We start from the raw sequence: 26,536 nt of genomic DNA on the forward strand, positions 1-26,536 counted from the left end.
CCCGTGCTATACCGGCAACTCTACAGATGACGGAGCAGCACGATGGGCAGGGACCACGTTTCGGTAAACAGGGATGTCTGGGACGCGGATGCCCCGAACTGGGTCCGCGCCGGTGAGCGCCTCTGGGGCCTTGATGAACCGGTTTGGGGCAACTGGAACCACACCGATCAGGGCATCGGGATGCTGCCTGCCGACATGACCGGCATGGACGCCATCGAGCTGGGGTGCGGTACGGCGTATGTCTCGGGCTGGATGGCAAGCCGTGGGGCCCGTGTTACGGCGATTGATGTCGCGCCACAGCAGCTCGCAACCGCCCGCCGCCTGTCCGCGGAATACGATGCCGGCATCACGTTTATCGAAGGAAATGCGGAAAAAACCGGGTTGCCAGATGCCTCCTTCGATTTCGCGGTTTCGGAATATGGCGCTGCGATCTGGTGCCCGCCTGAGGACTGGCTGACCGAAGCCTGGCGGCTGCTGAAACCGGGCGGTCGGCTCGCGTTTCTGGGCAATCACCCGTTGTCGCTGATCTGTTCGCCCGAAGATGGCGCGCCCTGTGACACAAAGCTGCACCGGCCGTACCGGGATATGTGGGGTGCTGACTGGACAAAGGTTGAGATCGACCCGAGCGGGATCTGTTTCAACCTGACGTTCTCGGACTGGATGAAGCTCTTTTCGAAGATTGGTTTTTCTGTGCGGAAATACGATGAGATCTATGCGCCCGACTGGGCCGATGACACTCGTGGCGCCGTGCCCGCAGAATGGGCAAAAAGCTATCCCGTTGAGCAGATCTGGCAGCTGGCGAAGCCCTCCTGAACCGGTATGTGAACAGGCGAGGACCGGCAGGAGACCCACTTCAGAGCCGGGTTTTCGGTGGCGGACACCTGCGCAGTGCACTTTACCCATTGTGTTTTTACCTCAGGTAGCATTATCTGAGGGGACGGAGTGGCGGATTTCGGTCCGCCTTCCTGTGAGTTTCGCTGGCACCTGCGTGACGTTTGAGACATCAGGTCACCGTGTCAGACCGATTGAGCCGGAAACGGCTGACGAACCGCTGACGGGTTGTAAGGCGCATACGCCCCAAAACACGCAGTAAATAATGGACGCGAGGCCGCCTTTGTGAGCCCGCGTCGGAGAAGAACCGCGATGACGCGCGCCGAAGCTTTGAGCAGATTTCCCCTGGCACCGCCAGGCATGGAAGTGCGTGCGTCCCTGATCGCCCTGACAAGACATATTCCGCATCTGGCCGATCCTCCGGGATGGGGCAGGCTGCGGCTGTGCAATCTGGAAACATGGCTAAGAAAATGCTTATCGATGCCACCCACGCGGAAGAGACCCGCGTTGTGGTGGTCGACGGAAACAAGGTTGAGGAGTTTGACTTTGAATCCGAAAACAAACGCCAGCTCGCTGGCAACATCTACCTCGCAAAAGTAACACGGGTCGAACCGTCGCTCCAGGCGGCGTTCGTGGACTATGGCGGTAACCGCCACGGGTTCCTTGCGTTCTCGGAAATTCATCCGGACTATTATCAGATCCCGGTAGCCGACCGACAGGCGCTGCTTGAGGAAGAACGCGCTTATGCCGAAGCGCAGAAGGCCAAAGAAGACGACGAGGAAAAACCCAAGCGCCGCCGTCGCAGCCGGTCGCGCGCCAAGGCCGAAGATACGCAATCTGAAGATGCAACCGCGACGAAAGAAGTGGACACGGATCAGATTGAGGGCATGCAGACGATTGATCTGGATGACGAAGAAGGGTCTTCGCCGATGGAACGCGTCGCAGAGACGCCCGTCGAAGAGCCGGAGGACACACCGGAAGAGGCTGCAGAGGCAGCCGCATCTGAAAACAGTGAAGCTGAAAGCAGCACAGAAGACACCGACGGCGACGCACCTGACGCAGACGCAGATGCGGCTGACGATGATGATGACGACCAGCCACGCAAGGCTGATGCGTCATCCAAGGATGACAGCATTGAATCCGTCGCAGACGAAGACGATCAGGAAGACATCCGTCCGGCCCGCAAGCCGCGTCCGCGCCGCTACAAAATTCAGGAAGTCATTAAAGTACGCCAGATCCTGCTGGTGCAGGTCGTCAAGGAAGAGCGTGGCAACAAGGGAGCTGCGCTGACAACGTACCTCAGCCTCGCTGGCCGTTACTGTGTGCTGATGCCGAACACGGCGCGTGGCGGGGGTATCAGCCGCAAGATCACCAATGCCGCTGATCGCAAGAAGCTCAAAGAAATTGCCAACGAGATCGAAGTACCGCAGGGTGCCGGACTTATTGTGCGCACGGCCGGGGCAAAGCGGACCAAGGCGGAGATCAAACGCGATTATGAGTATCTGCAGCGTCTGTGGGAGCAGATCCGTGAACTGACGCTGAAATCCATCGCACCGGCGAAGATCTATGAAGAAGGCGACCTGATCAAACGCTCGATCCGGGATCTCTATAACCGTGAGATCGATGAGGTTTTTGTGGAGGGTGAGCGCGGCTACCGCATCGCCAAGGACTTCATGAAGATGATCATGCCGAGCCACGCCAAAAACGTGAAGCTCTACAATGAAGGTCTGCCGCTCTTTGCGCGTTACCAGGTCGAGAGCTACCTGGCCTCCATGTTCAACCCGACCGTTCAGCTGCCCTCGGGCGGGTACATCGTGATCGGTGTGACCGAGGCGCTTGTGGCGATCGACGTGAACTCGGGACGCGCGACCAAAGAAGGCTCCATCGAGCAGACGGCGACCAAGACGAACCTGGAGGCAGCCGATGAGGTTGCCCGCCAGCTTCGGCTGCGCGACCTCGCCGGTCTGATCGTGATCGACTTCATCGACATGGACGAGCGTAAAAACAACTCCGCTGTCGAAAAGCGCATGAAGGAAAAACTCAAGACCGACCGTGCGCGCATTCAGGTCGGACGCATTTCCGGCTTCGGCCTCATGGAGATGTCGCGGCAGCGCCTGCGTCCCGGTATGATCGAGGCGACGACACAGCCCTGCCATGCCTGCCATGGCACCGGCCTGATCCGCTCGGACGACAATCTGGCGCTGTCGATCCTGCGTCAGATCGAGGAAGAGGGCACGCGCAAGCGTTCCCGCGAGGTGCTGATCAAAGCGCCCGTGGGCATCGCCAACTTCCTGATGAACCAGAAGCGGGAGCACATCGCTCAGATCGAGGCCGGCTATGGCCTGTCGGTGCGGATTGAAGGGGATCCTGCGCTGGTCAGCCCGGACTTCAGCATGGAGAAGTTCAAAACAGCGACACGCATCGTCAAAGCCTCTGCCGAAGCCGTGGTTTCCGTTGATACATCGCTGATGGATCAGGTCGATGCTGACGAGCCGGTCGATGAGGAAGAAGCACCAGCCGCGGCGCAGGAGAACGAAGGTGAAGGCAAGCCGAAGCGCCGTCGTCGTCGCCGCAGACGGAGCCGGAACCGCAACAACAACGATCAGCAGTCCGGAGAAGAGACAGGCGATCAGAACGCCGCAGAAACCTCCGGGTCTGAGGATGGTGCGGATGCCGGAAATGTGACTGGCGAGGCTGCTGATACGCAGACCGACGCAAACGCAGAGCAGGCAACCGACGAGTCTGCTGAGGCATCGGAAAAACCGGCCAAACCGAAGCGTACCCGTTCGCGGTCCAGAAAGCCCGCAGCGGCCAAGGAGGCTGAGGCCTCGGAGGCTGCGGCCGAAGATGCGCCGCAACCGTCAGAAGAGCCTGCAACCGAAGCAGCGCCTGCGGAAGATGCAAAGGCGGAGCCGGAAGCGCCGGCTGAACCTGAGAAGCCCAAACGCAAGCGGGCAAGCCGTGCGAAGAAGAAGGATGCAGATCCTGCGCCGGTTGCCGAAGAAGCGCCGGCAGAGACACCTGCAGACCCGGAACCCGCGCCTGCGGAAGCAGAGCAGGTGGCCGAAGCACCGGCACCTGAGCCTGTGGCTGCAGAGCCTGCACCGGAACCGGTAGCCGCAGAACCAGCACCCGCGCCCGAAGAGCCGCCCAAGCCCAAACGCAAAGGCTGGTGGTCGCTCGGCGGCTGACCTGAGATTACAGTGAAACGCTGAAAACAGGCTCTTCGGAGCCTGTTTTTTTATGCCTTCTTCCGGATAACATATGTCTGAACGGTGCCGCTGTTGGCGGCGGAAATCAGTTCATGACCAGCCTCATGACAGAAATGCGGCACGTCAATCACAGCTGCGGGATCGTCGGCCAGTATCTTCAGGGTATCGCCGGGACTAAGGCCCTGAAGCCGTTTGCGGGCTTTCAGAACGGGCAGGGGGCAGAGCAGCCCGGTGGCATCAAGTTCAGCGGTGTTTTCGGCATTCATGTCGCTCAGATAGGGGTGATATTTCATTCTGTCCACAATGTTGTGACCATTCGCCGGGGTGACGTGCGGCACCCGATCCGCTAGGGGTCGGGTATGTTTGGAATTGAAATCATAGACGCGGGTCTTCTGCCGGCCATGACAGTGGCCCTTTTTGCCGGGATCATCAGTTTCCTGAGCCCCTGTGTGCTGCCCATTGTGCCGCCCTACCTCGCTTATATGAGCGGCGTCAGCCTGAGCGAGATGTCCGGGGAGAACGCCGCGCGCAGGCGGGCTGTTGTCTCGGCGCTGTTCTTTGTGATGGGGCTGAGCACCGTCTTTCTGATCCTTGGGTTCACGGCTTCCGCGTTCGGGGCGTTTTTCCTGCAGAACCAGCTGCTGTTTGCCCGCATTTCGGGGATCGTGATCATCATCTTCGGCCTGCATTTTCTGGGTGTCTTCCGTATTCCCTTCCTCGATCGTGAGGCCCGTCTGGATGCAGGCGAGCGTGGCGGCTCAAGCTTTGGCGCCTATATTCTTGGGTTGGCCTTTGCCTTTGGCTGGACGCCCTGCATCGGCCCGCAGCTGGGCGCGATCCTGTCGCTTGCCGCATCCGAGGCATCCGTCACACGCGGGACTGTCCTGTTGGGCATCTATGCTGCTGGGCTGGGTATTCCTTTCCTGCTCGCGGCGATGTTTATCACCCGGGCAATGGGTGTCATGAACCGCCTCAAGCGCCACATGCATACGATTGAACGTGTGATGGGGGGGCTGCTGCTTCTGGTGGGGCTTGCCATGCTGACTGGGGCGTTCACGACGTTTTCCTGGTGGCTGCTGGAGAAATTCCCGGCGCTTGCGCTTCTGGGATAACCGGCCGCCCGTTCCAAGACCTCGATCACTCAGGCAGATTTCCTGTCTGCCGCCACGCTGGATTGCATGCGATGCGGACCGCAATTGCGGCGTCCGGATGCTCTGAAGCAATTCGTCGGCGCGTTGTCCGGCGCTAACATGTATCTTCCGTCCGATCAGTCATTTATGGAAAGGCGCAGGGGCGGAATCAGAAGGAACGAGTGAGACATGTCAGATCAGTCTTCAATGCGCGAACAGATGCAGTCCGGCGCAGGTTTTATCGCAGCACTGGACCAGTCGGGCGGCTCCACGCCCAAGGCGCTGAGCCTTTATGGTGTTGAACCCTCAGATTATTCCGGTGATGAAGAGATGTTCCGTGCCATGCATGACATGCGCGCGCGGATCATTCTGTCGTCCGATTTCACCAGTGAGAAAGTCATCGGTGCGATCCTTTTTGAACGCACTATGAATGACACGATCACTGGCAAACCTGTCGCGGAGCTGTTGTGGCATGACCGTGGTATTGTCCCGTTCCTGAAGATCGACAAAGGTCTGGAAGAACAGGCGGACGGCGTGCAGTTGATGAAGCCGATGCCTGGTCTGGAAACCCTTCTGGAGGAAGCGCGCGGCAAGGGTATCTTCGGGACCAAGGAACGCTCGGTCATCCACGAGGCGGACGCGGCCGGTATCGCGGCCATCGTGGCGCAGCAGTTCGAGGTGGGTGCGACCGTAACCGCAGCCGGTCTGGTGCCGATCCTGGAGCCGGAGGTGAACATTCACTCTGAGACCAAAGCAGAGGCTGAAGCCATGCTGGAGGCTGAAATCGCCCGGCATCTGGACGCGCTGCCTGACGGCGTTGACATTATGCTCAAGCTCACACTGCCTGAAAAGGCGGGTCTCTATGACGCTCTGGCACAGCACCCGCGGGTATTGCGCGTTGTGGCCCTGTCGGGGGGATATTCCACCGATGACGCGTCGGCGCGTCTGGCGCAGAATGATCACATGATCGCCAGCTTCAGCCGTGCCCTGACCGAAGGGCTTCAGATCAGTATGTCTGATGCGGAGTTTGACGCGGCACTGGGCGGCAACATCGACAAAATTTATCGCGCGTCCGTCTGAGAGCGTTCCAGCTGCGCCTGAAGCTGGCGCAGCACGTAGACGCGGATTGCAGAGGCCAGACCGGTCTCTGTGCCCCGTGCCACATCGATTTCAGCCACCAGAGCATTAAGAGGCGTGGACCGCGCGGCCGCAATATCGCGCAGCGCCTGCCAGAACTCGTCTTCCAGCGAGATTGAGGTGCGGTGTCCCTTGAGGGTGACAGAGCGTTTAACGGGCCTGCGGCTCACTTGTCGCGCCTGTGCCCGTCTGTGCGGCGGTCGGCCAGGTCTTTACGGGCCTGGTCCAGTTCTTTTTCGGCCTTGCTGCGTCCGAACCTGACCGCGTTTTCATCGGCCCGCGCCCGGCTTTCCTGCCGGGCACGTTCCTTGCGAAACCTGTTCAGGTTGACCGGTTTGCTCATTTGGGCCCGGTCATGTTTTCCGGGCGCACCACTTCGTTGAAGCGCTCTTCGGTCACGAACCCAAGGTTAACCGCTTCCTCGATGAGGGTAGTGCCGTTCTTATGCGCGGTCTTTGCGACCGTTGTGGCGTTGTCGTAGCCGATCTCCGGCGCCAGAGCAGTTACCAGCATCAGCGACTCGCGCATCAGTTTCTCAATGCGGTCCGCATCCGCGCGCAGTCCGTCGATCAGATTGTCGGTGAACGCCGATGCGGCATCTCCCAGCAACTGCATCGACTGCAGCACGTTGTACGCCATCATCGGTTTATAGACGTTGAGCTCAAAATGCCCCTGGCTTCCGGCAAAACCGACGGCGGCATCGTTGCCCATCACATGCGCACAGACCTGGGTCAGGGCCTCACACTGGGTCGGGTTGACTTTGCCCGGCATGATCGACGACCCGGGCTCATTTTCCGGCAGGATCAGTTCGCCCAGACCACAACGGGGGCCAGAACCCAGCAGACGGATGTCGTTGGCGATTTTGAAGAGCGATGCCGCGACAGTCTTCAGAGCGCCGGACATTTCGACCATCGCGTCGTGAGCAGCCAGCGCCTCGAACTTGTTGGGTGCTGTCACAAAGGGCAGGCCTGTGATTTGGGCCATATTGGCTGCGACCATCACATCCCATCCAGGCGACGTATTGAGGCCTGTGCCGACAGCTGTACCGCCCTGCGCCAGTTCGTAGATGCGCCCCAGCGCGTCCTTCACCCGCTGGATGCCCATGGCGACCTGATGCGTGTAGCCCGAGAACTCCTGGCTCAGCGTCAGCGGCGTTGCATCCTGGGTATGTGTCCGGCCGATCTTGATGATGCCGTCAAATTCGCAAACCTTCGCCTCCAGTGCTGCGTGCAGTTTTTCAAGACCGGGCAACAGTACATCACGCGCTGTCATCGCTGTGGAAATGTGCATGGCGGTCGGGAAAGTATCGTTTGACGACTGACCCATGTTGCAGTGATCGTTGGGGTGTACAGGGTCTTTGGACCCGATCACGCCCCCCAGGATTTCAATGGCCCGGTTGGCGATCACTTCGTTGGCATTCATGTTTGATTGTGTGCCGGACCCGGTCTGCCAGACCACAAGCGGGAAGTTGTCGTCAAAGCGGCCCTCAACCACTTCGCCGGCGGCCTGCACAATGGCGTTACCGCGTTCAGTGTCCAGTTTGCCCAGCTCGATATTGGCCTGCGCACAGGCCTTTTTGATCACGCCGAGTGCCCGCACAACCGCGATTGGCTGCTTTTCCCAGCCGATCGGGAAATTCATGATGGAACGCTGGGTCTGAGCGCCCCAGTATTTGTCTGCCGGAACCTCAAGCGGACCAAAGCTGTCGGTTTCTGTGCGGGTCTGGGACATGGGTGGCTCCGTGGGTGAATTGCGTCGCATCGGGTGTACCGCTGCATGACGCGCGGCGCAACGGGCAGAACGCTGCGAAGTGCCGCAGGGTGAGAGATTGCATGATGCGCCAGGTGACCTAAGTTATTAGGGACAGCTGCAGCTGTCCGGTGCGTAGTGGAGGTACGATTGATATGACCTGGTCCCTGGCTGTAACACGGCAGGCCCTTGCCCTCTGCCTATGTTTTTGTGCGCTTGCTCTCACGGCGGCAGCGGCGCAGGCGGATATTACGCGGTTCGCCGGAAGTTACGAGGGCAGTGCGGATGTGATCTCCGCCGATGGTACGGCCCGTCCGCGTGACATGAGCGTGACCATTGAACCAACGGACGAAGGGTACCGCGTTGACTGGACGTCGACGACTTACCGACCGAATGGCACGGCGAAATCGAAGTCATACTCCATTGAATTTGTGCCAAGCGACCGTGCGGATGTCTACGCCTCGGCCATGAAACGCAACGTGTTTGGCCATTCGGTGCAACTGGATCCGATGAAGGGTGAGCCCTATGTATGGAGCCGGATTGATGGCGACACGCTCAGTGTGTATTCGCTGTTCGTCGCGGAAGATGGCGGATATGAAATCCAGCAGTTTAACCGGACGCTGACCGACGGGGGCCTGAAGCTGGAATATCAGTCAGTGCGAAACGGCGAAATCCAGCGAACAGTCACGACATTTCTGAAAAAAATCTGACAGTTACTTCCGGAAGCTGTCGAGCGATACGACCTCGGCATCGCCGGATTTTTCTGTGTCGTCTTCGGCAGCGGCTTCTGCCGGTTCTTCGGTTATTTTGCGTGTGGCAGGCATTTTCGCGGGCATCGGCGTTGCCTCTGCCACCGGTGCGTCCTCGTCATCTTCGTCCTGCTGGGTCTCAAACCGCAGGCCGAACTCAACAGATGGATCCACAAAGGTCCGGATCGCGTCATAGGGAATGTAAAGCGGCTCCGGCGCATCGCCGAAATTCAGCGTGACCGCAAAACCTTCGTCCCCCACATCGAGGTTGTCATACCAGTGCTGCATCACAACCGTCATTTCACCGGGGTAGCGGTCTGACAGCCAGTCGGCCAGTTCAGCATCCGGGTGACTGGTGTCAAATGTTATAAAGAAATGATGCGCGCCGGGCAGGCCATTGTCGGACACATCCTGAAGCACCTTGCGGATCAGGCCACGCATGGCGTCATGCATCAGGTTACCGTAATCTATGCTTCGGCTCATGGGGTTCCCCCGCGCGGACAGTCGAGAAGAAGCATAGCTGATTCACCGGCGGATAAAAGAGGCTGCACCGGCAAATCGGGTAAAATCAGAAGAGACTGATGAGAAGTCCGGCAAGGGCCATAGCCGTCAGGACTTTCAGGATCCCCCAGTTCAGACCCGTGATCAGGACCGCGGCGAGCCCGGTGAGCAGAAACGCCTGAAAATCTGCTGAGCCCGGGTCCGGGAGCGGGGCCGCAATGCCTGTGTCCGGCAGCGTTCGTGTGAACAGCACATGGATCGCGAACCACACAGCAAGGTTGAGAATAACGCCAACGACGGCGGCGGTAACGGCCTCCAGTGTGGCGGACAGGCGGGGGCGGGCGCTGATGGCATCCAGCCAGGGCCCGGCCAGGAAAATCCACAAAAAACAGGGCACAAAGGTCACCCAGAGCGTGACGGCGCCCGCAGCAAGTGCCAGCGGCACGCCGCCCTGCGCGTACCCCGCCAGCAAAGCCACGAATTCGGTGACCAGGATCAGCGGACCGGGCGTTGTTTCTGCCAGCCCCAGCGCATCGATCATCTGATCCGGTGTGATCCAGCCGAAATCGGTCACGACGGTCTGGGTGATCCAGGTGAGCACCGCATAAGCCCCGCCAAAGGTCACAACGGCGAGTTTGGAGAAAAAGAGAGCGATGTCTGTCAGGAAGGTCTGCCCGGTCGCAGCCAGCACCAGCACGGGTGCCAGCCAGAGCCCAGCCCAGATGACGAATGTCCGCAGGCTGTTGTGGTGTAGGGGCAGGGCGGGCGGCACCGGTGCTTCCTTGGTGCGGGTCGTCAGGAAGCCCCAGAGCCCCGCGCCGATCACCAGAAGTGGGAAGGGTATGCCGAACAGAAACAGGCCGCTGAACGCCGCAAGAGCGAGTATCCAGGCTGTTGGGGTTTTCAGTGATTTCCCTGCAACCCGGCAGAGTGCCTGCAGCACGATAACAATAACGGCCGCCTTAATGCCCGCGAAGGCGGCCTGAACCAGAGGCACCTGTCCATAAACGGCATAGCCAAGCGCCAGCGCGAGCACGACCAAAGCGCCCGGCAACACAAACAGCAGTCCCGCAATCAGCCCGCCACGCGTCCCGTGCAGCCGCCAGCCTGCATATGTGGCCAGTTGCATGGCTTCAGGGCCAGGCAGCAGCATGCACAGAGACAGCGCGCGCAGGAAATCCGGCTCGCTGAGCCATCTTTGCTCCGTTACCAGTTCGCGGTGCATCAGCGAAATCTGCGCGGCCGGCCCGCCGAAAGACAGCAGTCCGATCCGCCCGAAGACGCGGAACATCTCCTGAAAAGAGGGGGCGCTCATAGAGCCTCCAAACCGGCGCGCTGGTTTCGTGGCTGTCTGTCGAGCGCCGGCAGTTGTTGTCTGCAGGGCAGGGTTTGAGCGGGCGCCGCTGGCAAATCAATGGCACGCAGCAGAATTTCCGGGGCGGGTGTCAGATATCCGTCCATTGTGCAGTAACCTTCAGCGGGAACAGGATATGACCCTCGGGATTCAGCCTTGCGGGGCAATCATGTGCTCCCATGTGTTCCGGATGCCAGTTCATGCGGTCGCGGTCAATTGCCTGCGCTGGTCAGTTGGCTATGGGCTGCCAAAGGTCACCGGTCGCCCGTGCCTGTCGTGCAGAAGATCGGGATATGATGAGGTGCAGGCTTCTGTTGCCAGGTGCCTGCGGACCCCGCCTGGTGCTGCAAGGCGCCAGGGCTTAAGATTTCGGAAGCTCCGACTGCTTATGCAGCCATTGCCGCCGGTGCACGATTGTCATTTGCAATTGTACGTTTTGAACCGATAACGGTGGTATCTCACCGAAACAAAGCTAACCCCTTTAGACGTTCGTCGATCCTGTTTCGGCCCCATAGTCCTCAAATGAAGGATGTTTGGTGGAGCCGCCGGGTACCGCCCCCGGGTCCGATCCGCTTATTACGAGCGCGTTTATGTTCATAGTTCCGAAGAACAGTCCCAATATAGGGGCTTGTCTGGGGGGGCTCAAGTGAAAGTCGAAAAAATAGAAAAACTGAAAATATGGTTGAATATCAGTTTTCTAAAATTGGTTCTTCAACTGAAAATGCCGTTTCAGAACACAGCGGACGCGTTTGCGCCGATCAGCGCCGCGGCAAGTGCGGCCTCTATTCCGCCAAACAACAGCACTTTGGCCACAGGTGGTTTATCCAGTACCAGCGACACAGCGCGTCCCAGAGCGGCACCAACGAAGGCGACGCCAACCATGACGAACGACACCGGGTGCCCGATCAAAATGGCACCAGCGCCGGCAACCACAAAAAGCCCGCCCACGGACGCCCGCAACTCCGAAAGCCCCATCGTGGATTGCCCCGTTTCCAGATCGAGAGCCGCCGCAGTGTAGCGTGGTGCCAGAAAGCCAAACAGCCCGAACCCGATGGTCAGAAGGCAGCAGGTGATGTTGATGATGTCGCTCATACCATGGGACGTAGCTGTTTTGCCGCTTTGCGCAAGGATGCATGTTCACTGCTGCAACCGCTTTGCAACCCCAGATAGAAATGACATAATTGCGTCAGCTGTCTTCCGTAAACACCCGGTATGTGTTAACCTTTTTGTGCCGGAGGGAGAGCCGGCGACTGTAAATTGAGTAAAAAAATTTGTGCTGACCTGTGGGTGCTGATTTTCCAGGTGCCCGGGTTTTCGTCTGCGGCGGTGCGTTCGTACCGGTGTGGCTTTATTTTGAATACGAAGCATTCCGGGAGTGCAGCGTACCAGGCGCTGCTGGCCCGATCGGAGGTTGCGATGTCAGACATCGGAATTTCAGGCACTGCAGATGAACTTGCACAACGCCTGTTGCAATGCGTGGGGGCCGGTACTGTACTGATCACAGAGATGTTGCCGGACAAACATGTTGTGCACGGGTATTGTGGTCCGCGTCTGCCGGAACGTCTGCGCCATGAGTTGCCGATCGGGTATCCGGTCTGTGAACATACGGTGGAAATGGGATTCCCGCTGATCGTGGATGATGCCTTTAATCATCCGTTGCTGCGGGGCAATCCGGCGGTTTCCGAGCTGGGTATAGGGTCATACGCGGGAGCGCCGGTCTTTCGCCGGAACGGCAGGGCTGCCGGCACAGTCTGTGCGATGCTGCCCCATATCCACCGCTGGAATCCCGAGCAGATTGAATCCATTCTGACTGCGTCCCGGCAGGCCGAAGAAATACTGTTCGGAGATGGTTCAACCCAGCGCTGGTCTTGACACTCCCACTACCACCTATAAGGTAATTTTCAGTTTTCAAACCAAAGACGTCTGCGTCTTTCGACCATACTACGGCCCTGGACAGCATGTCTTCTACCCTTACCACAACAGACAAGCGTGATCATTCGGGTCTGGCGGAAAACGATGACGTTTTTGCCGCAGATACTGCGCTCAGCGATTCCGAAAAATCCCAGATCGTGCGGTCGTTTTTCGATCTTGCCGATGCTGTGATGGATGAGGTGCGTGATGACATCGAGCAGCACGAATCCCTGTCTCTCATGCGGATCGGCGAGTTGATCGACAAGCACAGTCAGCCAGGCTCTGCCCGGCATATGAAAAACATCTGGCGGGCGCTTCAGTATCTTGTGGACGCTTCGCTTGATGAGCGGGCAACAGCAGAACATACGCGTCGCGGGCAGGACGCTGAGGCCAGCACCAGCGACTGATCTCAGGCGGTGCTTTGCCTGGCCCGGGCTTCAAACACACTTGTAGCAAGTGCCTGCGTTTCCTTTTCAAGATCAGACAGGGCATCCTGGGTGCGCGCGCCGTCATGTGTCTCCAGCGCATCTGCAATGGCCGTGTGGATATCCACAATCCTGCTGCGGGAGCGCGCGGTGAAGGTGATCATATTCATCAGCGGCTGCATGGCTTCAACCGCGCCAGCAAGCTGGTAGCTGAGCACGGGATTGCACGCGCCATCCACCAGCGCCCGGTGAAAGGCCACGTCAGAGGCACAGAACGCCTCGTCTGTCAGCCCGGGCTGGGCCTGGCGGTGGATTTCGGCGCGCATTGTGGCCAGATGGTCGGGCGTACGCCGCTCAGCCGACAGGGGTGCACAGGCGCGTTCCAGCGCATAGCGGGCTTCGCACGCCGTCTCGAATTTCACAGCATTCATGCTCAAAAGCAGCGTCGAGGTCGTGATCTGCTGGGGATACGCGGCCTCGAAACTCAGACGGTTCACAAAAGCGCCGCCGGTGGCGCCCCGCTGGGTGCGTATCAGGCTCTGGGCGGCAAGCCTTTTCAGCGCTTCGCGGACAGTTGGACGTGAGACATCGAAATGCTCGGACAGTTCTGCTTCCGACGGCAGGCGCTCGTCCACAATCAGAGTGCCGTCCACAATGGCGTCTCGTATGGCTCCGGCGATCTGGGCGGACAGATCTGCGGGGCTTTCTGGATCAATCTTCATTTGTCTTACATTTATTGTTTGCCCGTTTTCTAATTGTCTGGCATTTGAAAGGCAAGAACAAGGGACTCACCATGCAGGGCATGCTCCGCTCAACACTCTGGCTCGGTTTTTTCGCGTCAATCCTTGGCGCGTGGTGGGTCATGTACGCCATGAGCGTCGATATGGACGTCGATCTGCTTGGTCGCCCGGGCGAAATGGGCGCGCGCATGGCCGCGATGGACCCGCGTATGCCAATGTACATGCCGATGGCAAACTTCGGCCCGCTGTTTGTGATGTGGGCGATCATGATGGCCGCGATGATGCTGCCGACACTGGTGCCGACGCTGCGCGCGTACGAAGATCTGATTCACAGCGCGAACGGTACGCGCGCCGGATGGCTTGCGGTGCTGCTGGGCTATTTCATTGTCTGGGTGCTTTTTGCGGCGGTCATCACAGGCGCACAGCTTGGGCTGCTGTTTGGTGGCGTCGTCGATATGCTTGGCATTGCGAAATCGCCCTGGGTTGCCGGGGGGCTGTTGCTGGTTGTTGGTCTTTTTCAGTTCACCCGCACCAAAGAGATCTGCCACGGTGTCTGTCATGCGCCGGGGATGTATTTCCTCGGACACTGGCGCACCGGGTTTGCCGGCGGGTTGCGGATGGGTCTTGGGCTGGGGGCCTATTGCGTCGGCTGCTGCTGGGGGTTCATGGCCCTTGGTTTTGTCGGCGGTGTGATGAACCTTGCGTGGATGGGGCTGGCGACGCTCTTTATGGTGATAGAGAAACTGCCCCAGCTGGGTCATTATGTGACACGACCTATGGGCTTTGCACTGGTTCTGGCCGGTGTTGCACTGCCGGTCTGGCAGATTTTTACGGGAGGATAGGATATGGCGACCAACAGAAAGCCTGATGCGGACCGGCTGCGGATCAGCCAGCGCATCGATCAGCGGATGCCAAACCCCAAACGCAGGCAGTCAACGCCGACGGAATGGGCCATCAAGGGCGAGCTTTTCCTGAACTGTTCCTGCACGGTTTTCTGTCCCTGTGTGGTCAGCCTTGGCGCGCATCCTCCGACCGAAGGGCACTGCCACGCGTGGATGGCGATCGCCATTGATGAAGGCCACTACGAAGGTGAGAGCCTTGCCGGTCTGAACATCGGGCTGCTGGTCGATATTCCCGGACGCATGGGCGAGGGCAACTGGAAGGTTGCGGCCTATGTGGATGAACGCGCAACCGGCAAGGCGTACAATGGCATTCTGCAGATTTTCTCCGGTGCTGCGGGCGGCACGACGGGCCTGTTCACCATGCTCGTATCTGAGATTATCGGCGCTGAACGCGCCCCGGTCGAGATTGTGCGCGAAGGCAACCGCCGGTCGATCATGATCGGCCGCAAAATCCAGGGTGAGATCGAGATGCTGGCGGGCAAAGATCCCGGCCATCCTGTGATGGTCAGCAACTCCAAATACTGGATGGGGCCGGATATCATCGCGGCAACCGGACTGAAAAGCCGTGTGCGCGATTATGGTCGTGTGTGGGATTTTGGCGGTAAGTCAGCAGAGATCTGCCCGATTGACTGGAAAGGTCCCAAGGCGTGATCGACGCGGGCTATGTGCGGACGATGGCCCGCTATAACAGCTGGCAGAACAGCCAGCTGATCCCGGTTCTGTCGGAGATGTCCGTGGATGTGCTGGAGCAGGACCGCGGAGCGTTCTTCGGTTCCATCCTGGGGACGGCCAATCATCTGCTCTGGGGTGACACCATGTGGATGAGCCGGTTTGACCCGTCAGTCGAAAAGCCGAAGGCGGACATATCGGGCAGCACACAGATACACCCGACCATCGGGTCATGGGCCGCAGAGCGGTTCCGCATGGATGGCAAAATCCGCTACTGGGCCGACAGTCTGCGTGCTCTTGATATGACCAATGAGCTGTCCTTTTATTCAAGTGTTCTGGGCCGCGATGTCAAAGCGCCGCTGGCCCCGTCCATCATGCATTTCTTCAACCACCAGACCCACCACAGGGGGCAGATCCACGCCATGCTGACGGCTGTCGGTGAAAAGGCGCCGGTATCTGACCTTTTTGTCATGCCAGAGGATGCCTGAAATGGCGTTGATTTCCCCGTCACGGCGCCTGCGCCGTACCCCGTTTTCGGACGGTGTAGAGGCTGCCGGTGTCAAAGCCTACACCGTGTATAACCGAATGCTCCTGCCGACCATGTTCGAGAGTGTTGAGGCGGATTACCACCACCTGAAAAATCATGTTCAGGTCTGGGACGTCTCGGTCGAGCGGCAGGTCGAACTGCGCGGCCCTGATGCCGCCCGTCTGATGCAGATGCTGACGCCACGCGATCTGCGGGGCATGCTGCCGGGGCGCTGTTTCTATGTGCCGATTGTGGATGAAACGGGCGGCATGCTGAATGATCCTGTGGCCGTGAAACTGGCCGAGGACCGCTGGTGGATTTCCATCGCGGACAGCGATCTGCTGCTCTGGGTCAAGGGCATCGCAAACGGCTACCGCCTCGACGTGCTGGTAGATGAGCCGGACGTGTCACCGCTGGCCGTTCAGGGTCCGAAAGCGGACCAGCTGATGGCGCGCATTTTCGGTGATACGGTCAATGATGTGCGGTTCTTCCGTTTCGGGCTTTTCGAATTTGAGGGTCGCGAGCTTGTGGTGGCCCGGTCGGGGTATTCCAAGCAGGGTGGTTTCGAGATCTACGTTGAAGGCGGCGACATCGGCATGCCGCTCTGGAACGCGCTGTTTGCCGCGGGCGAGGACCTGAACGTACGCGCTGGCTGCCCCAACGGGATCGAACGGATTGAGGGCGGTCTGTTGTCTTATGGCAATGACATGACCGACGACAACACGCCGCATGAATGCGGTCTGGGCCGGTTCTGCGATACGCAGACGGCCATCGGCTGTATCGGGCGGGATGCCTTGCTGCGGGTCGCCAAGGAAGGGCCGGTGCAGCAGGTGCGCGCCATCGCTATCGACGGAGATCCGGTCCCGTCCTGTGACCGGGCCTGGCCGCTTTTTGCCGGGGGACGCCGGGTGGGGCAGATCACCTCTGCGGCGTGGAGCCCGGATTTCGTGACCAATGTGTCCATCGGCATGGTGCGCATGACGCACTGGGATACCGGTACAGAGCTTGAGGTGGAGACACCGGACGGGATGCGCCGCGCGACGGTGCAGCCGGGGTTCTGGATCTGACAGACGGCGGGCATCCAGCCGCCGTACAACTGATACTGATGTAAAACGGGGCGACACGCCCGAAAGGAGATGACGATGTTCAACGCACTTGTGGTCAACAAGGATGAGGAAAGCGGTAAAACCTCTGCTGCCGTGGAAGAGATCAGCGTTGATCAGCTGCCCGCGGGTGATGTGACGGTTGCCGTCGAATATTCCACTGTAAACTATAAGGACGGCCTGTGCATTGGCCCGGGTGGCGGTCTGGTCCGCAATTATCCGCATGTGCCGGGCATCGATTTCGCCGGGACTGTCGAAAGCTCTGAGGACGCGCGTTACAAGCCGGGCGACAAGGTCGTCCTGACCGGCTGGCGCGTCGGCGAGGTACACTGGGGCGGATACGCGCAGAAAGCGCGCGTGAAAGCCGACTGGCTTGTGCCGCTGCCAGGTGGCCTTGATACGCGCCAGGCGATGGCTGTGGGAACTGCGGGCTTTACCTCGATGCTGGCAGTCATGGCGCTCGAGGACCACGGGCTGAAACCGGGAGACGGCCCGGTTCTGGTGACCGGTGCCGCGGGCGGCGTGGGGTCTGTTGCTGTGGCGATCCTGGCAGCCCTTGGCCATGAGGTGGCCGGGGTCACCGGGCGTCCGGAAACGGCGGACTACCTGACGTCGCTGGGCGCGACACAGATCGTGGCCCGCGAAGAGATCAACGAGACAGTCAAACGTCCGCTGGAAGCGGAAACATGGGCAGGCTGCGTGGACGCCGTGGGCGGGGACATGCTGGCGCGTGTGCTCGGACAGATGAAATATGGCGCGTCTGTTTCTGCCGTGGGTCTGGCAGGCGGCGCTGGTCTGCCGGCGACGGTCATTCCGTTCCTGCTGCGCGGGGTCAACCTGCTGGGCATCGACAGTGTGATGCAGCCTTATGAGAACCGCCTGCGCGCCTGGCAGCGTATCGCCAGTGACCTGCCGATGGATAAACTGGAAGCGATGGTGCAGCCCGCCACGCTGTCAGATCTGCCGCAGCTTGGCTCCGACATCCTGAAAGGTCAGGTCAAAGGCCGTGTGGTTGTTGACGTAAACGCCTGAGAACCTGCCGCGCTGTTCGGCTGAGCGAATGGCGCGGCACCCTTTCAGCTTCGGGGTGGCTGATCCGGAATGTGCTGTGCGGCTGGTTGCCCCTGCAACGCGTCCCAGAGTGCGGCCATAACAGTACCCATCGGTCGGTCCCGCCGGCGGATCGCAAATATCTGCGTGCGCCGTGGTGGGAACCCTTCGACATCCAGGACCGTAAAGGCGCCTGTATCAAGCTCTTCGCGGATCAGGTGCGCGGGCATGCCGCCCCAGCCAAGGCCAGCACTGATGATACTGCGTTTGGCTTCAAATCCGGTGACGGTCCAGCGCCGCCCGCCGGACATCAGGTCCCGGCTCTGAGTGAACGCCTCGCCACCGGTGCCCGAGACGACAACCTGCGTATATGTCTGCATCTCGCGCCGGCTGCGCAGCCCCGGGCGGGAGGCCGCGGGAAAATCGCGGTGTGCGACGGGCAGGATTGTCACGTGACCGACCGGCAGTGTTTCGACCTCGTCCACCGGCACACCCTCAAGACCGGCCAGGATCATGTCCGCCTCTGAGGCCATGAGACGGGCCACCGGGCCTCCCATGAGTTCCTCGTATAGACGGACATGCGTTGCGGGCCAGGCGCGGCTCATGGTGCCTAGGATGGCCAGAAACGGGTCAAGCGCCATTGTTGCTGTTGCGGCGATCCGGATTTCGGCCTCCTGTTCGCCCGCAAGGCCTGTAGCCGCCGACTTCAGGACCCGTACCTGTTCCAGAACCCGCAGGGCTTCCCGGTAGTAGACGTCGCCGTTTTCCGTGAGGCGCGGGCGGTAATCCGCTCTGGTGAAGAGGTCAAAGCCCAGTTCGTCCTCCAGCTTGCGGATCTGGTGGCTGACGGCGGACTGGGCTTTGTTCAGCCGGTCTGCGGCCCCCCGAAAGGTACCGGCGGCGACAATAGCGTCGAGGGCAATGAGCTGATCAAGGGTCATTGGTTGCTTCCAGATGATCTGAAAATCAGATCATAAACATGAAAACTCAATATTATCAATCATTCGACAGCAGGCGTATCCGGTGTGGGCATAAAAACCATCAGGAGACTGAAATGAAACTCTATTACATTCCCGGCGCCTGTTCTCTGGCAAGCCACATCATGCTGAACGAAACCAATGTGACCTTTGACATCGAAGCGGTCGATCCGAAAACCGGCGAAACAGCGACCGGACAGTCCTTTCGCGGTATCAGCCCGAACGGATACGTGCCGGCCCTTGAACTCGGCGAGGGTGAGGTCCTGACCGAGGGCGTCGCAATTCTGCAGTACATCGCGGACAACAACCCGGAGTATGCATATGCGCCGGCACCGGGTACTGTGGCCCGGGCGCGCCTGCAGCAGTTCCTGAATTTTGCCGCAGCGGAACTGCACAAGTCCTGGAGCCCGCTTTTCTCGGATACATCGACTGAGGTTGAACAGCAGGCGGCGCGTGCGAAGGTCGCCACAAAATTTGACCACCTCGAGGATGTGCTGAGCGATGGCCGCGAATACCTTGTTGAAAACCGGTTTTCTGTGGCGGATGCCTACACGTTCGTCGTGACAGGCTGGGCGAACTTCAAGGACATCGACCTCACACGCTGGCCCAACCTCTCGGCATATGTCCGGCGGATTGCAGGTCGTGCGTCAGTAGACGCTGCCATGCGGGCAGAAGGATTGCTGGCATGAGGCAGGACAGTCAGCTTGAGGTTCAGGAACTGATGGTGCGCTATTTCGACGGGCTTTACCGGTCGGACAGCGCCGTATTGCGCAGCGTTTTCCACGCGGACCTCATGTACGTGAACGCAACCCGTGGGAACTACGAGAACATGGGATTGGCCGCCTATATGAAACGCATTGACGCCCGTACACCACCTTCATCCCGCGGTGACCCGCGCAACGAGGTAATCGAACGGGTCACCCTGCACGGGGACCGGATTGGCATCGTGGAAGCGCGGATGACCATGATGGGGCGGGATTATCAGGACCTGCTGACGCTTATCCACACGACTGATGGCTGGCGTGTTCTGACCAAGGTCTTCAGCTATGTCGAACGCGGGGAGGCGGAAAGTGCCATACGTTAACATCAAGGTGACCCGCGAGGGCGGGCCCGACGGCCTTGGCCCGACGGCTGCAGAAAAACGTGAACTGATCGAAGGGGTGACGGATCTGCTGGAGCAGGTGCTTCATAAGAACCCCGCCACAACGTTCGTGGTGATTGATGAGGTGCCGCTCGACAACTGGGGCATGGACCGCAAGCAGGTCAGCGACATCCGCCGCTCATCCACAGCCCGGTGACATGAAAAGGGCGCCCCGGTCTGGGCGCCCTGATCGTTTTGTGAGACTGAGCCTACTCCGCAGGCTGTCCGTCCGATGCGCCGGCCGACACATCGGCCTTGTCGCGGCGGCCGTCGTTGATGAGCGCCTTGCTGAGCGAGATGACCATCAGGACCATCACGACCGTAAAGGGCAGGGCACCGATGATCATTGCATCCTGAAGCGAGGCCAGCGGGTCACCGCCGCGCCCGGACGCGCCTGCAATGATCAGGCCGCCGATTACGCCGGTCATGATCAGCCCCCAGATGATGCGGTGTTTGATCCCGGTTTCCTGTGCGCCGCCAGACATGATGGTGTTCATCACCAGGATGCCTGAGTCCGCGGACGTCACGAGGAAGGTCATGATCAGCACCACACACATAATAGTAATGCCGGACAGGAACCCGCCTGAGATCATCTGGCCAAGCGTCACAAAGAGCTTGTTTGTGTTCGAGGCACCGATGATCGCGCCATCTGCCACGCCCTGCAGTTCCAGATCAATCGCCGTGCCGCCAAGGATGGTCATCCAGGCGAAACACACCAGCGCAGGGGCAAAAACGCAGCCCAGGATGAATTCACGCACGGTACGGCCCTTGGAGATGCGGGCGAGGAACAGCCCCACAAAGGGCGAGAAAGCGATCCACCAGGCCCAGTAGAATGTTGTCCATCCCGACTGCCAGCCAAAGAGCCGGCCTTGCGTGCCTGCTTCATAGGCCGCCACCTGCACTTCGGGTGGCAGCGACGCTGCGGCCCCTTCGAGCCCTTCCTGAAACGCGCCCAGCGATCCCCAGGCGTTGGTTGCGCCACCATAAAGCTCAGCCGCTGCCGGTGCCGCCGCCTCGGGCAGACCAGCGGCAAAGGCGCTTTCACTGAGCGGCGAATAGGCTTCAAAGCTCAGCGGAACGAAACGGATAATATAATCCACCAGCGCCGTGCCGTATGTCGTCATGGCAAAGAGAAAGCTGCCGAAGATCACAAAGGTCATCAACAGGATGATTGACAGGACAAGGTTCAGGTTGGAGAGGTATTTGATCCCCCGCCCAACACCGGAGACCGCCGAGATGATGGACAGCGTCATGATGATAGCAAGGGCCACCAGCAGGCCAACCGTGGATGGTGCAGGTGGCGTATCACCGTCTGCGGCACCCATGAGCCATTCCATACCTGTCACGGCGTAGACGCCATCGACAAACTGGCTGACACCGTAACCGATGGTCACCGACACACCGAGAATTGTGGCCACGACGCCCAGCACATCGACCACGTGACCGATGAAACCATTGGCAAAACGTCCCAGCAGTGGCGTCAGTGCGGAGCGGATAGTCAGTGGCATGTCGCGTGTGTAAGCGTAATAAGCGAGGCTCAGTCCGGTGACGACGTAGATGGCCCAGGCGTGGAAGCCGTAGTGCAGGAACGTGTAGCGGTAGGCCGAGGTCAGCGCCTCTTCGGTATTGCCTTCAACACCGCCGGAGACAACCACCGGGTTCGACCCCCAGAGCCCAAGCGGCTCAGCCGTGGCAAAAACCATCAGGCCGACGCCAAGACCGGCGCCGAACATCATGGAAAACCAGGAGAAATTGGAAAACTCCGGTCTGGTGTCCGGGCCGCCCAGTTTGCGTTTCCCGGACGGCAGGATGGCCAGGGCAATAAGAAAGAACGCAAAAGCGCCCACTGAGATGATGTAGAATGCATTGAACCCCTGCAGCAGAGCCCAGTTCCAGGAGTCGAGCGTGGAGTTGGCAGAAAGCGGGAAGATGATAGCCCAGAGCACAAGGGCAACCATGGTGATTTTTGAAAGAAGGGCGATTGGAAGGCTGTAGCCTTCGTAAAAGCCCGCATCCTGAGTGTTGATCTCAAGATCCGTAAACGGCGGCTTGACTGACATTGTTCTGTTCCCTGTTTTTCGGGTCCTCTGACGGGACCCCGTGTGAAAAAGGTCATCTGTCGTGCAACAGAAAAGGTTGCACGTTTCTGAACATCTGCGCGTGGGCCTATGCACGAAACTGCATGAAGTGTGTCAAACGGTCACAATTCTGATTGGTCCAGTCGCGACGCAGGTAGATCAGAAACGACACTTTTAACGTGCATTGGGTCGCTGAAGCACCGGAAACGGCCCTCTTGACGCCGGCGCGTGCGCGGACAACGGTGCGCGCATGATACTGGATATTGAATATGTGCGGGCGCAGTTTCCCGCTTTTGAAGAAGCCTCGCTGACAGGTCAGGCCTTTTTCGAGAACGCCGGAGGGTCCTATACCTGCCGGCAGGTCATTGACCGTCTGATGCGGTATTACACGCAGCGCAAAGTGCAGCCCTATGCGCCTTATGAGGCCAGCCGCCTCGGTGGCGAGGAGATGGATGAGGCCCGCGACAGGATGGCCGCTCTGTTGGGCGTGGCCTCTGATGAACTGAGCTTCGGGCCCTCGACCACACAGAACACCTACGTGCTGGCCCAGGCCTTTGCCGGGATGATGCAGCCGGGTGAGGCGATCGTGGTGACCAACCAGGATCATGAGGCGAACACCGGGCCCTGGCGGCGCCTGGCGGAACGGGGCATTGAGATCCGCGAATGGAAAATCAATCCCGATACCGGGCATCTGGAACCGGACGACCTGGAAAGTCTGCTCGACGAAAACGTGCGTCTGGTCTGCTTCCCGCATTGCTCAAATGTGGTGGGCGAAATTAACCCGGTGACTGAAATCACAGCACTCGCGCACGCGGCGGGCGCGTTCACCTGTGTCGATGGGGTGTCCTATGCCCCGCATGGCTTCCCGGATGTCGGGGCGCTGGGGCCCGATATTTATCTTTTTTCGGCGTATAAAACCTATGGCCCGCACCAGGGGCTGATGGTCATCCGCCGCGCGCTGGGGGAACTGCTGCCCAATCAGGGGCACCATTTCAACGGTGACAGCCTCTATAAACGCTTTACCCCTGCGGGACCTGATCATGCACAGGTGGCTGCCTGTGCGGGCATGGCCGACTACATTGATGCACTTTATGCGCATCACTTTGAGGCTGAGGCCGGACCGAACGCGCGGGGCAGTGCGGTTCACGATCTGATGCGGTCGCATGAGATTGCGCTCCTGCAACCTCTGCTCGACGCAGTGTCATCCCGCAATTCCGTGCGCCTGCTGGGGCCGGATCAGGCAGCAGGCCGGGCACCCACTGTGGCATTGTCACTCAACCGCGACGGCGAAGAAACCGCTGCAGCGCTGGCCGCACATGGTATCATGGCTGGTGGCGGCGATTTCTACGCAGGGCGCGCACTGGAGGCGATGGGTGTTGACATGCAACACGGCGTTCTGCGGCTGAGTTTCACGCATTACACCACGCAGGATGAGATCGAAAAGCTGATCCATGCACTGGACGAGGTATTGTAACCGGTTTTTCCTGATCCATGTTCGTATACCGTGCGTATCCGGTTTAAGACTTTGGAAAGGGTCACGGTTTGAGCAGTTCACCAGTTATTCTGTGGTTCCGGCGCGATCTGCGTCTGAGCGATCACCCCGCGCTTGCGGCGGCGGCAGCCACGGGCAGGCCGGTGATCCCGGTATACATCTACGACGATCAGACGGCAGCGCTGGGAGCTGCACCCAAATGGCGCCTCGGCCTCGGCATCGGACACTTTGCCGGCAGCCTGGAACAACTGGGCAGTCGCCTGGTTCTGCGCCGGGGTGATGCGCTCAGTGTCCTGCGTGATCTGATCCGCGAAACCGGTGCCGGGGCCGTCTGGTGGTCGCGGCTCTATGACCCGGACGCCACTGAGCGTGATGCTGCCGTCAAAAATGCACTGAGAGAAGAGGGCACCGATGCACGCTCGTTCGGCGGGCATCTGATGTTTGAGCCCTGGACGGTTGAAACGAAAACCGGCGGGTTCTACCGCGTCTATACCCCTTTCTGGAACATGGTGAAGTCGCGGGACGTCGATGCGCCACTGGCCGCGCCGGATGGACTGGCCGCGCCGGATACCTGGCCAAAAGGTGACGCGCTGGAAGACTGGAACACGGGCGCTGCGATGAACCGTGGGGCCGCGGTCGTCCGGCCCTGGGTGCGCCTGGGAGAGCAGGCAGCACAGGACCGCCTTGCGGCGTTCATTGACGAAACCGTCGCAGAGTATGATACCACGCGCGATCTGCCCGGCGTTGATGGCACATCCGGGTTGTCCGAGAACCTTGCGCTGGGTGAAATCAGCCCGCACCAGTGCTGGCACGCCGGAAGACGCGCCTTGGAAGAAGGTCGCAAGGGCGCGGAGACCTTTCTCAAAGAGTTGGTCTGGCGCGAGTTTGCCTACCATCTGATGCACCATACGCCGCATATTCTGACGTCTAACTGGAAAGAAGACTGGGATGCCTTTCCTTGGAATACCGACGGGCAGGCCGACAAGGTCATCGCCTGGAAACAGGGCCGGACCGGTATCCGCTTTGTCGATGCGGCCATGCGGGAACTCTATGTGACGGGCCGGATGCATAACCGGGGGCGGATGATCGTCGCAAGCTACCTGACCAAGCACCTGCTGACCGACTGGAAGATCGGGCGCGACTGGTTTGAGGATTGTCTGATCGACTGGGATCCGGCGAGCAACGCCATGGGCTGGCAGTGGTCTGCGGGTTCAGGTCCGGACGCAACGCCATACTTCCGGGTGTTCAATCCTGTCACCCAGCTCGACAAATTCGACAAGGATCGCGTCTATGTCCGCCGCTGGCTCGCGGAAGGCTATAAAGAACCGTCAGAAACGGCGTTGTCCTTTTTCGACGCAGTTCCACGCGCCTGGAACCTCTCTCCGGACGACAGATATCCCGCTGCGGTTGTACCCGCTGACGAAGGCCGCAAAATTGCGCTTTCTGCTTATGAAAACAGGGGCTTCTGAAACCAGGCATCACAGGTTAACGTATCTGTTAAAGAGGCCTGCCCACGAACGAACGGAACACTCATCTATGATCCTTACCACCACTGACGGACAGTCCGGACTGCCACGGTATTTTGCGCGCGTATTCGCGATGGCGCAGCAGATGAATAACGGGCGCGTCGATTTCGTTCTGCCGGATGGGCGCAGGTTTCGCGCAGAGGGGCAGCATCCGGGCCCGGTGGCAGAGATGGATATTCACAACGATGATCTTTTTGCACGTCTGATCCGCGAAGGTGATCTTGGGTTCTGTGATGCCTATCTGGACGGGTGGTGGTCCACGCCGGATCTGCAGGCTTTTATGGATCTGGTACATGCCGACAACGAAGACATCTATGACGGTTTTCCGGGTATGGCGCTGGTGCGCAATTTCGAGAAGTTCCGGTTCTGGCTGCAGCGCAACAACAAAACGCAGGCCCGGCGGAACATCAGCTATCACTACGATCTGGGCAATGAATTCTACGGTCTGTGGCTTGATGACACGATGACCTATTCCTCGGCGTTGTTTGAAACGGGTCAGGAAAGCACCGAAAAAGCGCAGACGGCAAAGTACAAATCTATGGTCGACCAGATGGGCGTGAAACCCGGGGACCATATTCTCGAAATCGGCTGTGGCTGGGGCGGTTTTGCTGAATACGCCGCGAAAGAACGGGGGCTGAAGGTCACAGGACTGACGATCAGCGAAGAGCAGTTCAAGTATGCCCGGGAACGCATTGAAAAAGCAGGGCTTTCCGGCAGCGTTGATTTCAAGCTTCAGGACTACCGTGATGAGCAGGGAACCTACGATGGCATTGCCTCAATCGAGATGTTTGAGGCGGTCGGTGAAAAATACTGGCCCGTCTATTTCGAGACAGTGCGTGACAGGCTGAAGCCTGGCAAAACGGCGACACTGCAGATCATCACTGTCGCCGACCGCCGGTGGCAGGTCTACAAACGCGGCGTTGATTTCATTCAGAAATACATTTTTCCGGGAGGTATGCTGCCAAGCCCCGGCGCGCTCAAGGCGCAGATACACCGTGCAGGCCTGGGTATCGAGCGGTCGGTCGAGTTTGGCCACAGCTATTCAATCACACTGCGCCGGTGGCATGAAACCTTCAATGATAAATGGGATCAGGTCAGCGAAATGGGTTTTGACGAACGGTTCCGGCGCATGTGGAACTTTTACCTGACATCCTGCGCTTCGACGTTCGAAAGCTCAAACTGCGATGTGACGCAGATCACGGTGCGCCGCCCGGGCTGATAATCACCCTGGAATTGCCCAGAATTAACCCTTTTTGAGCCAGCTCTGTGGGATACCACTGCTCAGGCCTGCGCGCGATCTGCGGCGGGCCGGACGCAGCAGACCGTGTTCACA

General features: G+C 59.5%; 28 protein-coding genes and 1 other RNA gene. 18 read left to right on the top strand and 11 right to left on the bottom strand.

Features of this window, described 5'->3' with window-relative positions; all coding sequences use genetic code 11:
• The first annotated feature begins 42 nt into the window (after window positions 1-42).
• Window positions 43-813, top strand: coding sequence for a class I SAM-dependent methyltransferase (locus ACZ1HA_RS06320; protein WP_472713284.1), 771 nt, complete (start codon window positions 43-45; stop codon window positions 811-813).
• Window positions 814-1,289: 476 nt separating this feature from the next.
• A complete protein-coding gene (locus ACZ1HA_RS06325) occupies window positions 1,290-4,022 on the top strand; it encodes an Rne/Rng family ribonuclease (protein WP_472713285.1) in 2,733 nt (910 codons plus the stop codon).
• A 50-nt stretch (window positions 4,023-4,072) separates the two neighbouring features.
• On the opposite strand, the gene ACZ1HA_RS06330 is transcribed toward ACZ1HA_RS06325, so the two are convergent.
• A complete protein-coding gene (locus ACZ1HA_RS06330) occupies window positions 4,073-4,336 on the bottom strand; it encodes a sulfurtransferase TusA family protein (RefSeq protein WP_472713286.1) in 264 nt (87 codons plus the stop codon).
• 66 nt (window positions 4,337-4,402) lie between these two features.
• Here ACZ1HA_RS06330 and ACZ1HA_RS06335 point away from each other — a divergent pair, with 66 nt between their 5' ends.
• Window positions 4,403-5,155: a cytochrome c biogenesis CcdA family protein gene (locus ACZ1HA_RS06335; RefSeq protein WP_472713287.1), complete on the top strand. Its 753-nt coding sequence runs from the start codon at window positions 4,403-4,405 to the stop codon at window positions 5,153-5,155.
• A gap of 207 nt (window positions 5,156-5,362) precedes the next feature.
• Window positions 5,363-6,253, top strand: coding sequence for a fructose bisphosphate aldolase (locus ACZ1HA_RS06340; RefSeq protein ID WP_472713288.1), 891 nt, complete (start codon window positions 5,363-5,365; stop codon window positions 6,251-6,253).
• On the opposite strand, the gene ACZ1HA_RS06345 is transcribed toward ACZ1HA_RS06340, so the two are convergent.
• Genes ACZ1HA_RS06345 through fumC form a run of 3 tightly spaced genes read right to left on the bottom strand, consistent with a single transcriptional unit; the run spans window position 6,235 to window position 8,041 of the window.
• A complete protein-coding gene (locus ACZ1HA_RS06345) occupies window positions 6,235-6,480 on the bottom strand; it encodes a ribbon-helix-helix domain-containing protein (protein WP_375227852.1) in 246 nt (81 codons plus the stop codon). The two genes, ACZ1HA_RS06340 and ACZ1HA_RS06345, sit on opposite strands and share 19 nt — an antisense overlap.
• Complete coding sequence (locus ACZ1HA_RS06350; RefSeq protein WP_375227851.1) at window positions 6,477-6,653, bottom strand: DUF4169 family protein; 177 nt, start codon at window positions 6,651-6,653, stop codon at window positions 6,477-6,479. Before ACZ1HA_RS06350 ends, ACZ1HA_RS06345 begins: the two co-directional genes overlap by 4 nt.
• Window positions 6,650-8,041 (bottom strand): class II fumarate hydratase, encoded by a 1,392-nt coding sequence (fumC, locus tag ACZ1HA_RS06355; RefSeq protein WP_472713289.1) that lies wholly within the window; start codon window positions 8,039-8,041, stop codon window positions 6,650-6,652. The genes ACZ1HA_RS06350 and fumC overlap by 4 nt, the downstream gene beginning before the upstream one ends.
• Window positions 8,042-8,214: 173 nt before the next feature.
• Between fumC and ACZ1HA_RS06360 the strand changes: the two genes are divergently transcribed.
• Window positions 8,215-8,769 carry a hypothetical protein gene (locus ACZ1HA_RS06360; RefSeq protein WP_375227849.1) on the top strand — a complete coding sequence of 185 codons (555 nt, stop codon included), beginning with the start codon at window positions 8,215-8,217 and terminating at the stop codon, window positions 8,767-8,769.
• Between the two features lie 3 nt (window positions 8,770-8,772).
• Here ACZ1HA_RS06360 and ACZ1HA_RS06365 read toward each other — a convergent pair whose 3' ends face one another.
• The 4 genes from ACZ1HA_RS06365 to ACZ1HA_RS06380 form a co-directional block, all read right to left on the bottom strand.
• Window positions 8,773-9,291, bottom strand: a complete 519-nt coding sequence (locus ACZ1HA_RS06365; RefSeq protein WP_472713290.1) for an SspB family protein — start codon at window positions 9,289-9,291, stop codon at window positions 8,773-8,775.
• An 85-nt stretch (window positions 9,292-9,376) separates the two neighbouring features.
• Window positions 9,377-10,624, bottom strand: a complete 1,248-nt coding sequence (gene chrA, locus ACZ1HA_RS06370; protein WP_472713291.1) for a chromate efflux transporter — start codon at window positions 10,622-10,624, stop codon at window positions 9,377-9,379.
• A 339-nt stretch (window positions 10,625-10,963) separates the two neighbouring features.
• Window positions 10,964-11,313: a transfer-messenger RNA gene (ssrA, locus tag ACZ1HA_RS06375) on the bottom strand.
• A gap of 79 nt (window positions 11,314-11,392) precedes the next feature.
• Window positions 11,393-11,755, bottom strand: a complete 363-nt coding sequence (locus ACZ1HA_RS06380; protein WP_472713292.1) for a DUF4345 family protein — start codon at window positions 11,753-11,755, stop codon at window positions 11,393-11,395.
• 324 nt (window positions 11,756-12,079) lie between these two features.
• Between ACZ1HA_RS06380 and ACZ1HA_RS06385 the strand changes: the two genes are divergently transcribed.
• Entirely contained in the window at window positions 12,080-12,535 is a 456-nt protein-coding gene (locus tag ACZ1HA_RS06385) for a GAF domain-containing protein (protein ID WP_472713293.1), read from the top strand.
• Window positions 12,536-12,621: 86 nt separating this feature from the next.
• The gene (locus ACZ1HA_RS06390; protein ID WP_472713294.1) at window positions 12,622-12,981 is read left to right on the top strand and encodes a hypothetical protein; all 360 of its coding nucleotides are present in this window, start codon (window positions 12,622-12,624) and stop codon (window positions 12,979-12,981) included.
• A 2-nt stretch (window positions 12,982-12,983) separates the two neighbouring features.
• Here the strand turns inward: ACZ1HA_RS06390 and ACZ1HA_RS06395 are convergent, their stop codons facing one another.
• Window positions 12,984-13,721: a FadR/GntR family transcriptional regulator gene (locus tag ACZ1HA_RS06395; RefSeq protein ID WP_472713295.1), complete on the bottom strand. Its 738-nt coding sequence runs from the start codon at window positions 13,719-13,721 to the stop codon at window positions 12,984-12,986.
• 71 nt (window positions 13,722-13,792) lie between these two features.
• Here ACZ1HA_RS06395 and ACZ1HA_RS06400 point away from each other — a divergent pair, with 71 nt between their 5' ends.
• From ACZ1HA_RS06400 to acuI, 5 genes are all read left to right on the top strand, one after another.
• Window positions 13,793-14,581, top strand: a complete 789-nt coding sequence (locus ACZ1HA_RS06400; protein ID WP_472713296.1) for a DUF2182 domain-containing protein — start codon at window positions 13,793-13,795, stop codon at window positions 14,579-14,581.
• Between the two features lie 3 nt (window positions 14,582-14,584).
• Window positions 14,585-15,292, top strand: coding sequence for a DUF1326 domain-containing protein (locus tag ACZ1HA_RS06405; RefSeq protein ID WP_375227842.1), 708 nt, complete (start codon window positions 14,585-14,587; stop codon window positions 15,290-15,292).
• Window positions 15,289-15,798, top strand: coding sequence for a DinB family protein (locus ACZ1HA_RS06410; protein WP_472713297.1), 510 nt, complete (start codon window positions 15,289-15,291; stop codon window positions 15,796-15,798). The genes ACZ1HA_RS06405 and ACZ1HA_RS06410 overlap by 4 nt, the downstream gene beginning before the upstream one ends.
• Window position 15,799: 1 nt before the next feature.
• Window positions 15,800-16,903 (top strand): dimethylsulfoniopropionate demethylase, encoded by a 1,104-nt coding sequence (locus tag ACZ1HA_RS06415; protein ID WP_375227840.1) that lies wholly within the window; start codon window positions 15,800-15,802, stop codon window positions 16,901-16,903.
• A gap of 75 nt (window positions 16,904-16,978) precedes the next feature.
• Entirely contained in the window at window positions 16,979-17,971 is a 993-nt protein-coding gene (gene acuI / locus ACZ1HA_RS06420) for an acryloyl-CoA reductase (protein ID WP_472713298.1), read from the top strand.
• Window positions 17,972-18,015: 44 nt separating this feature from the next.
• Here acuI and ACZ1HA_RS06425 read toward each other — a convergent pair whose 3' ends face one another.
• Window positions 18,016-18,930 (bottom strand): LysR family transcriptional regulator, encoded by a 915-nt coding sequence (locus tag ACZ1HA_RS06425; RefSeq protein WP_472713299.1) that lies wholly within the window; start codon window positions 18,928-18,930, stop codon window positions 18,016-18,018.
• Window positions 18,931-19,043: 113 nt separating this feature from the next.
• Here ACZ1HA_RS06425 and gstA point away from each other — a divergent pair, with 113 nt between their 5' ends.
• From gstA to ACZ1HA_RS06440, 3 genes are read left to right on the top strand one after another with little or no spacing between them, the layout of a single operon-like run.
• On the top strand, window positions 19,044-19,655 hold the full coding sequence (gene gstA / locus ACZ1HA_RS06430) for a glutathione transferase GstA (RefSeq protein ID WP_472713300.1): 612 nt from the start codon (window positions 19,044-19,046) through the stop codon (window positions 19,653-19,655).
• Window positions 19,652-20,050: a nuclear transport factor 2 family protein gene (locus tag ACZ1HA_RS06435; RefSeq protein WP_472713301.1), complete on the top strand. Its 399-nt coding sequence runs from the start codon at window positions 19,652-19,654 to the stop codon at window positions 20,048-20,050. The genes gstA and ACZ1HA_RS06435 overlap by 4 nt, the downstream gene beginning before the upstream one ends.
• Window positions 20,037-20,264 carry a tautomerase family protein gene (locus ACZ1HA_RS06440; RefSeq protein WP_472713302.1) on the top strand — a complete coding sequence of 76 codons (228 nt, stop codon included), beginning with the start codon at window positions 20,037-20,039 and terminating at the stop codon, window positions 20,262-20,264. Before ACZ1HA_RS06435 ends, ACZ1HA_RS06440 begins: the two co-directional genes overlap by 14 nt.
• Before the next feature lie 52 nt (window positions 20,265-20,316).
• Here ACZ1HA_RS06440 and ACZ1HA_RS06445 read toward each other — a convergent pair whose 3' ends face one another.
• Window positions 20,317-22,167: a BCCT family transporter gene (locus ACZ1HA_RS06445; RefSeq protein WP_472713303.1), complete on the bottom strand. Its 1,851-nt coding sequence runs from the start codon at window positions 22,165-22,167 to the stop codon at window positions 20,317-20,319.
• A gap of 268 nt (window positions 22,168-22,435) precedes the next feature.
• On the opposite strand from ACZ1HA_RS06445, the gene ACZ1HA_RS06450 reads away from it, so the two are divergent.
• From ACZ1HA_RS06450 to ACZ1HA_RS06460, 3 genes are all read left to right on the top strand, one after another.
• Window positions 22,436-23,659: an aminotransferase class V-fold PLP-dependent enzyme gene (locus ACZ1HA_RS06450; protein ID WP_472713304.1), complete on the top strand. Its 1,224-nt coding sequence runs from the start codon at window positions 22,436-22,438 to the stop codon at window positions 23,657-23,659.
• A 68-nt stretch (window positions 23,660-23,727) separates the two neighbouring features.
• Window positions 23,728-25,146: a cryptochrome/photolyase family protein gene (locus ACZ1HA_RS06455; RefSeq protein ID WP_472713305.1), complete on the top strand. Its 1,419-nt coding sequence runs from the start codon at window positions 23,728-23,730 to the stop codon at window positions 25,144-25,146.
• 67 nt (window positions 25,147-25,213) lie between these two features.
• Window positions 25,214-26,422, top strand: a complete 1,209-nt coding sequence (locus tag ACZ1HA_RS06460) for a class I SAM-dependent methyltransferase (RefSeq protein WP_375227831.1) — start codon at window positions 25,214-25,216, stop codon at window positions 26,420-26,422.
• Window positions 26,423-26,536 lie beyond the last annotated feature (114 nt).

Source organism: Roseobacter sp. S87, assembly GCF_055693285.1.

Coding starts and splice junctions, on each gene's coding strand:
- ACZ1HA_RS06385 (WP_472713293.1), top strand. CDS start 12,080: ATGTCAGACATCGGAATTTCAGGCACTGCAGATGAACTTGCACAACGC.
- ACZ1HA_RS06360 (WP_375227849.1), top strand. CDS start 8,215: ATGACCTGGTCCCTGGCTGTAACACGGCAGGCCCTTGCCCTCTGCCTA.
- ACZ1HA_RS06460 (WP_375227831.1), top strand. CDS start 25,214: ATGATCCTTACCACCACTGACGGACAGTCCGGACTGCCACGGTATTTT.
- ACZ1HA_RS06390 (WP_472713294.1), top strand. CDS start 12,622: ATGTCTTCTACCCTTACCACAACAGACAAGCGTGATCATTCGGGTCTG.
- ACZ1HA_RS06435 (WP_472713301.1), top strand. CDS start 19,652: ATGAGGCAGGACAGTCAGCTTGAGGTTCAGGAACTGATGGTGCGCTAT.
- ACZ1HA_RS06405 (WP_375227842.1), top strand. CDS start 14,585: ATGGCGACCAACAGAAAGCCTGATGCGGACCGGCTGCGGATCAGCCAG.
- gstA (WP_472713300.1), top strand. CDS start 19,044: ATGAAACTCTATTACATTCCCGGCGCCTGTTCTCTGGCAAGCCACATC.
- ACZ1HA_RS06425 (WP_472713299.1), bottom strand. CDS start 18,930: ATGACCCTTGATCAGCTCATTGCCCTCGACGCTATTGTCGCCGCCGGT.
- chrA (WP_472713291.1), bottom strand. CDS start 10,624: ATGAGCGCCCCCTCTTTTCAGGAGATGTTCCGCGTCTTCGGGCGGATC.
- ACZ1HA_RS06335 (WP_472713287.1), top strand. CDS start 4,403: ATGTTTGGAATTGAAATCATAGACGCGGGTCTTCTGCCGGCCATGACA.
- ACZ1HA_RS06365 (WP_472713290.1), bottom strand. CDS start 9,291: ATGAGCCGAAGCATAGATTACGGTAACCTGATGCATGACGCCATGCGT.
- ACZ1HA_RS06350 (WP_375227851.1), bottom strand. CDS start 6,653: ATGAGCAAACCGGTCAACCTGAACAGGTTTCGCAAGGAACGTGCCCGG.
- ACZ1HA_RS06395 (WP_472713295.1), bottom strand. CDS start 13,721: ATGAAGATTGATCCAGAAAGCCCCGCAGATCTGTCCGCCCAGATCGCC.
- fumC (WP_472713289.1), bottom strand. CDS start 8,041: ATGTCCCAGACCCGCACAGAAACCGACAGCTTTGGTCCGCTTGAGGTT.
- ACZ1HA_RS06445 (WP_472713303.1), bottom strand. CDS start 22,167: ATGTCAGTCAAGCCGCCGTTTACGGATCTTGAGATCAACACTCAGGAT.
- ACZ1HA_RS06320 (WP_472713284.1), top strand. CDS start 43: ATGGGCAGGGACCACGTTTCGGTAAACAGGGATGTCTGGGACGCGGAT.
- ACZ1HA_RS06340 (WP_472713288.1), top strand. CDS start 5,363: ATGTCAGATCAGTCTTCAATGCGCGAACAGATGCAGTCCGGCGCAGGT.
- acuI (WP_472713298.1), top strand. CDS start 16,979: ATGTTCAACGCACTTGTGGTCAACAAGGATGAGGAAAGCGGTAAAACC.
- ACZ1HA_RS06415 (WP_375227840.1), top strand. CDS start 15,800: ATGGCGTTGATTTCCCCGTCACGGCGCCTGCGCCGTACCCCGTTTTCG.
- ACZ1HA_RS06380 (WP_472713292.1), bottom strand. CDS start 11,755: ATGAGCGACATCATCAACATCACCTGCTGCCTTCTGACCATCGGGTTC.
- ACZ1HA_RS06325 (WP_472713285.1), top strand. CDS start 1,290: ATGGCTAAGAAAATGCTTATCGATGCCACCCACGCGGAAGAGACCCGC.
- ACZ1HA_RS06450 (WP_472713304.1), top strand. CDS start 22,436: ATGATACTGGATATTGAATATGTGCGGGCGCAGTTTCCCGCTTTTGAA.
- ACZ1HA_RS06330 (WP_472713286.1), bottom strand. CDS start 4,336: ATGAAATATCACCCCTATCTGAGCGACATGAATGCCGAAAACACCGCT.
- ACZ1HA_RS06400 (WP_472713296.1), top strand. CDS start 13,793: ATGCAGGGCATGCTCCGCTCAACACTCTGGCTCGGTTTTTTCGCGTCA.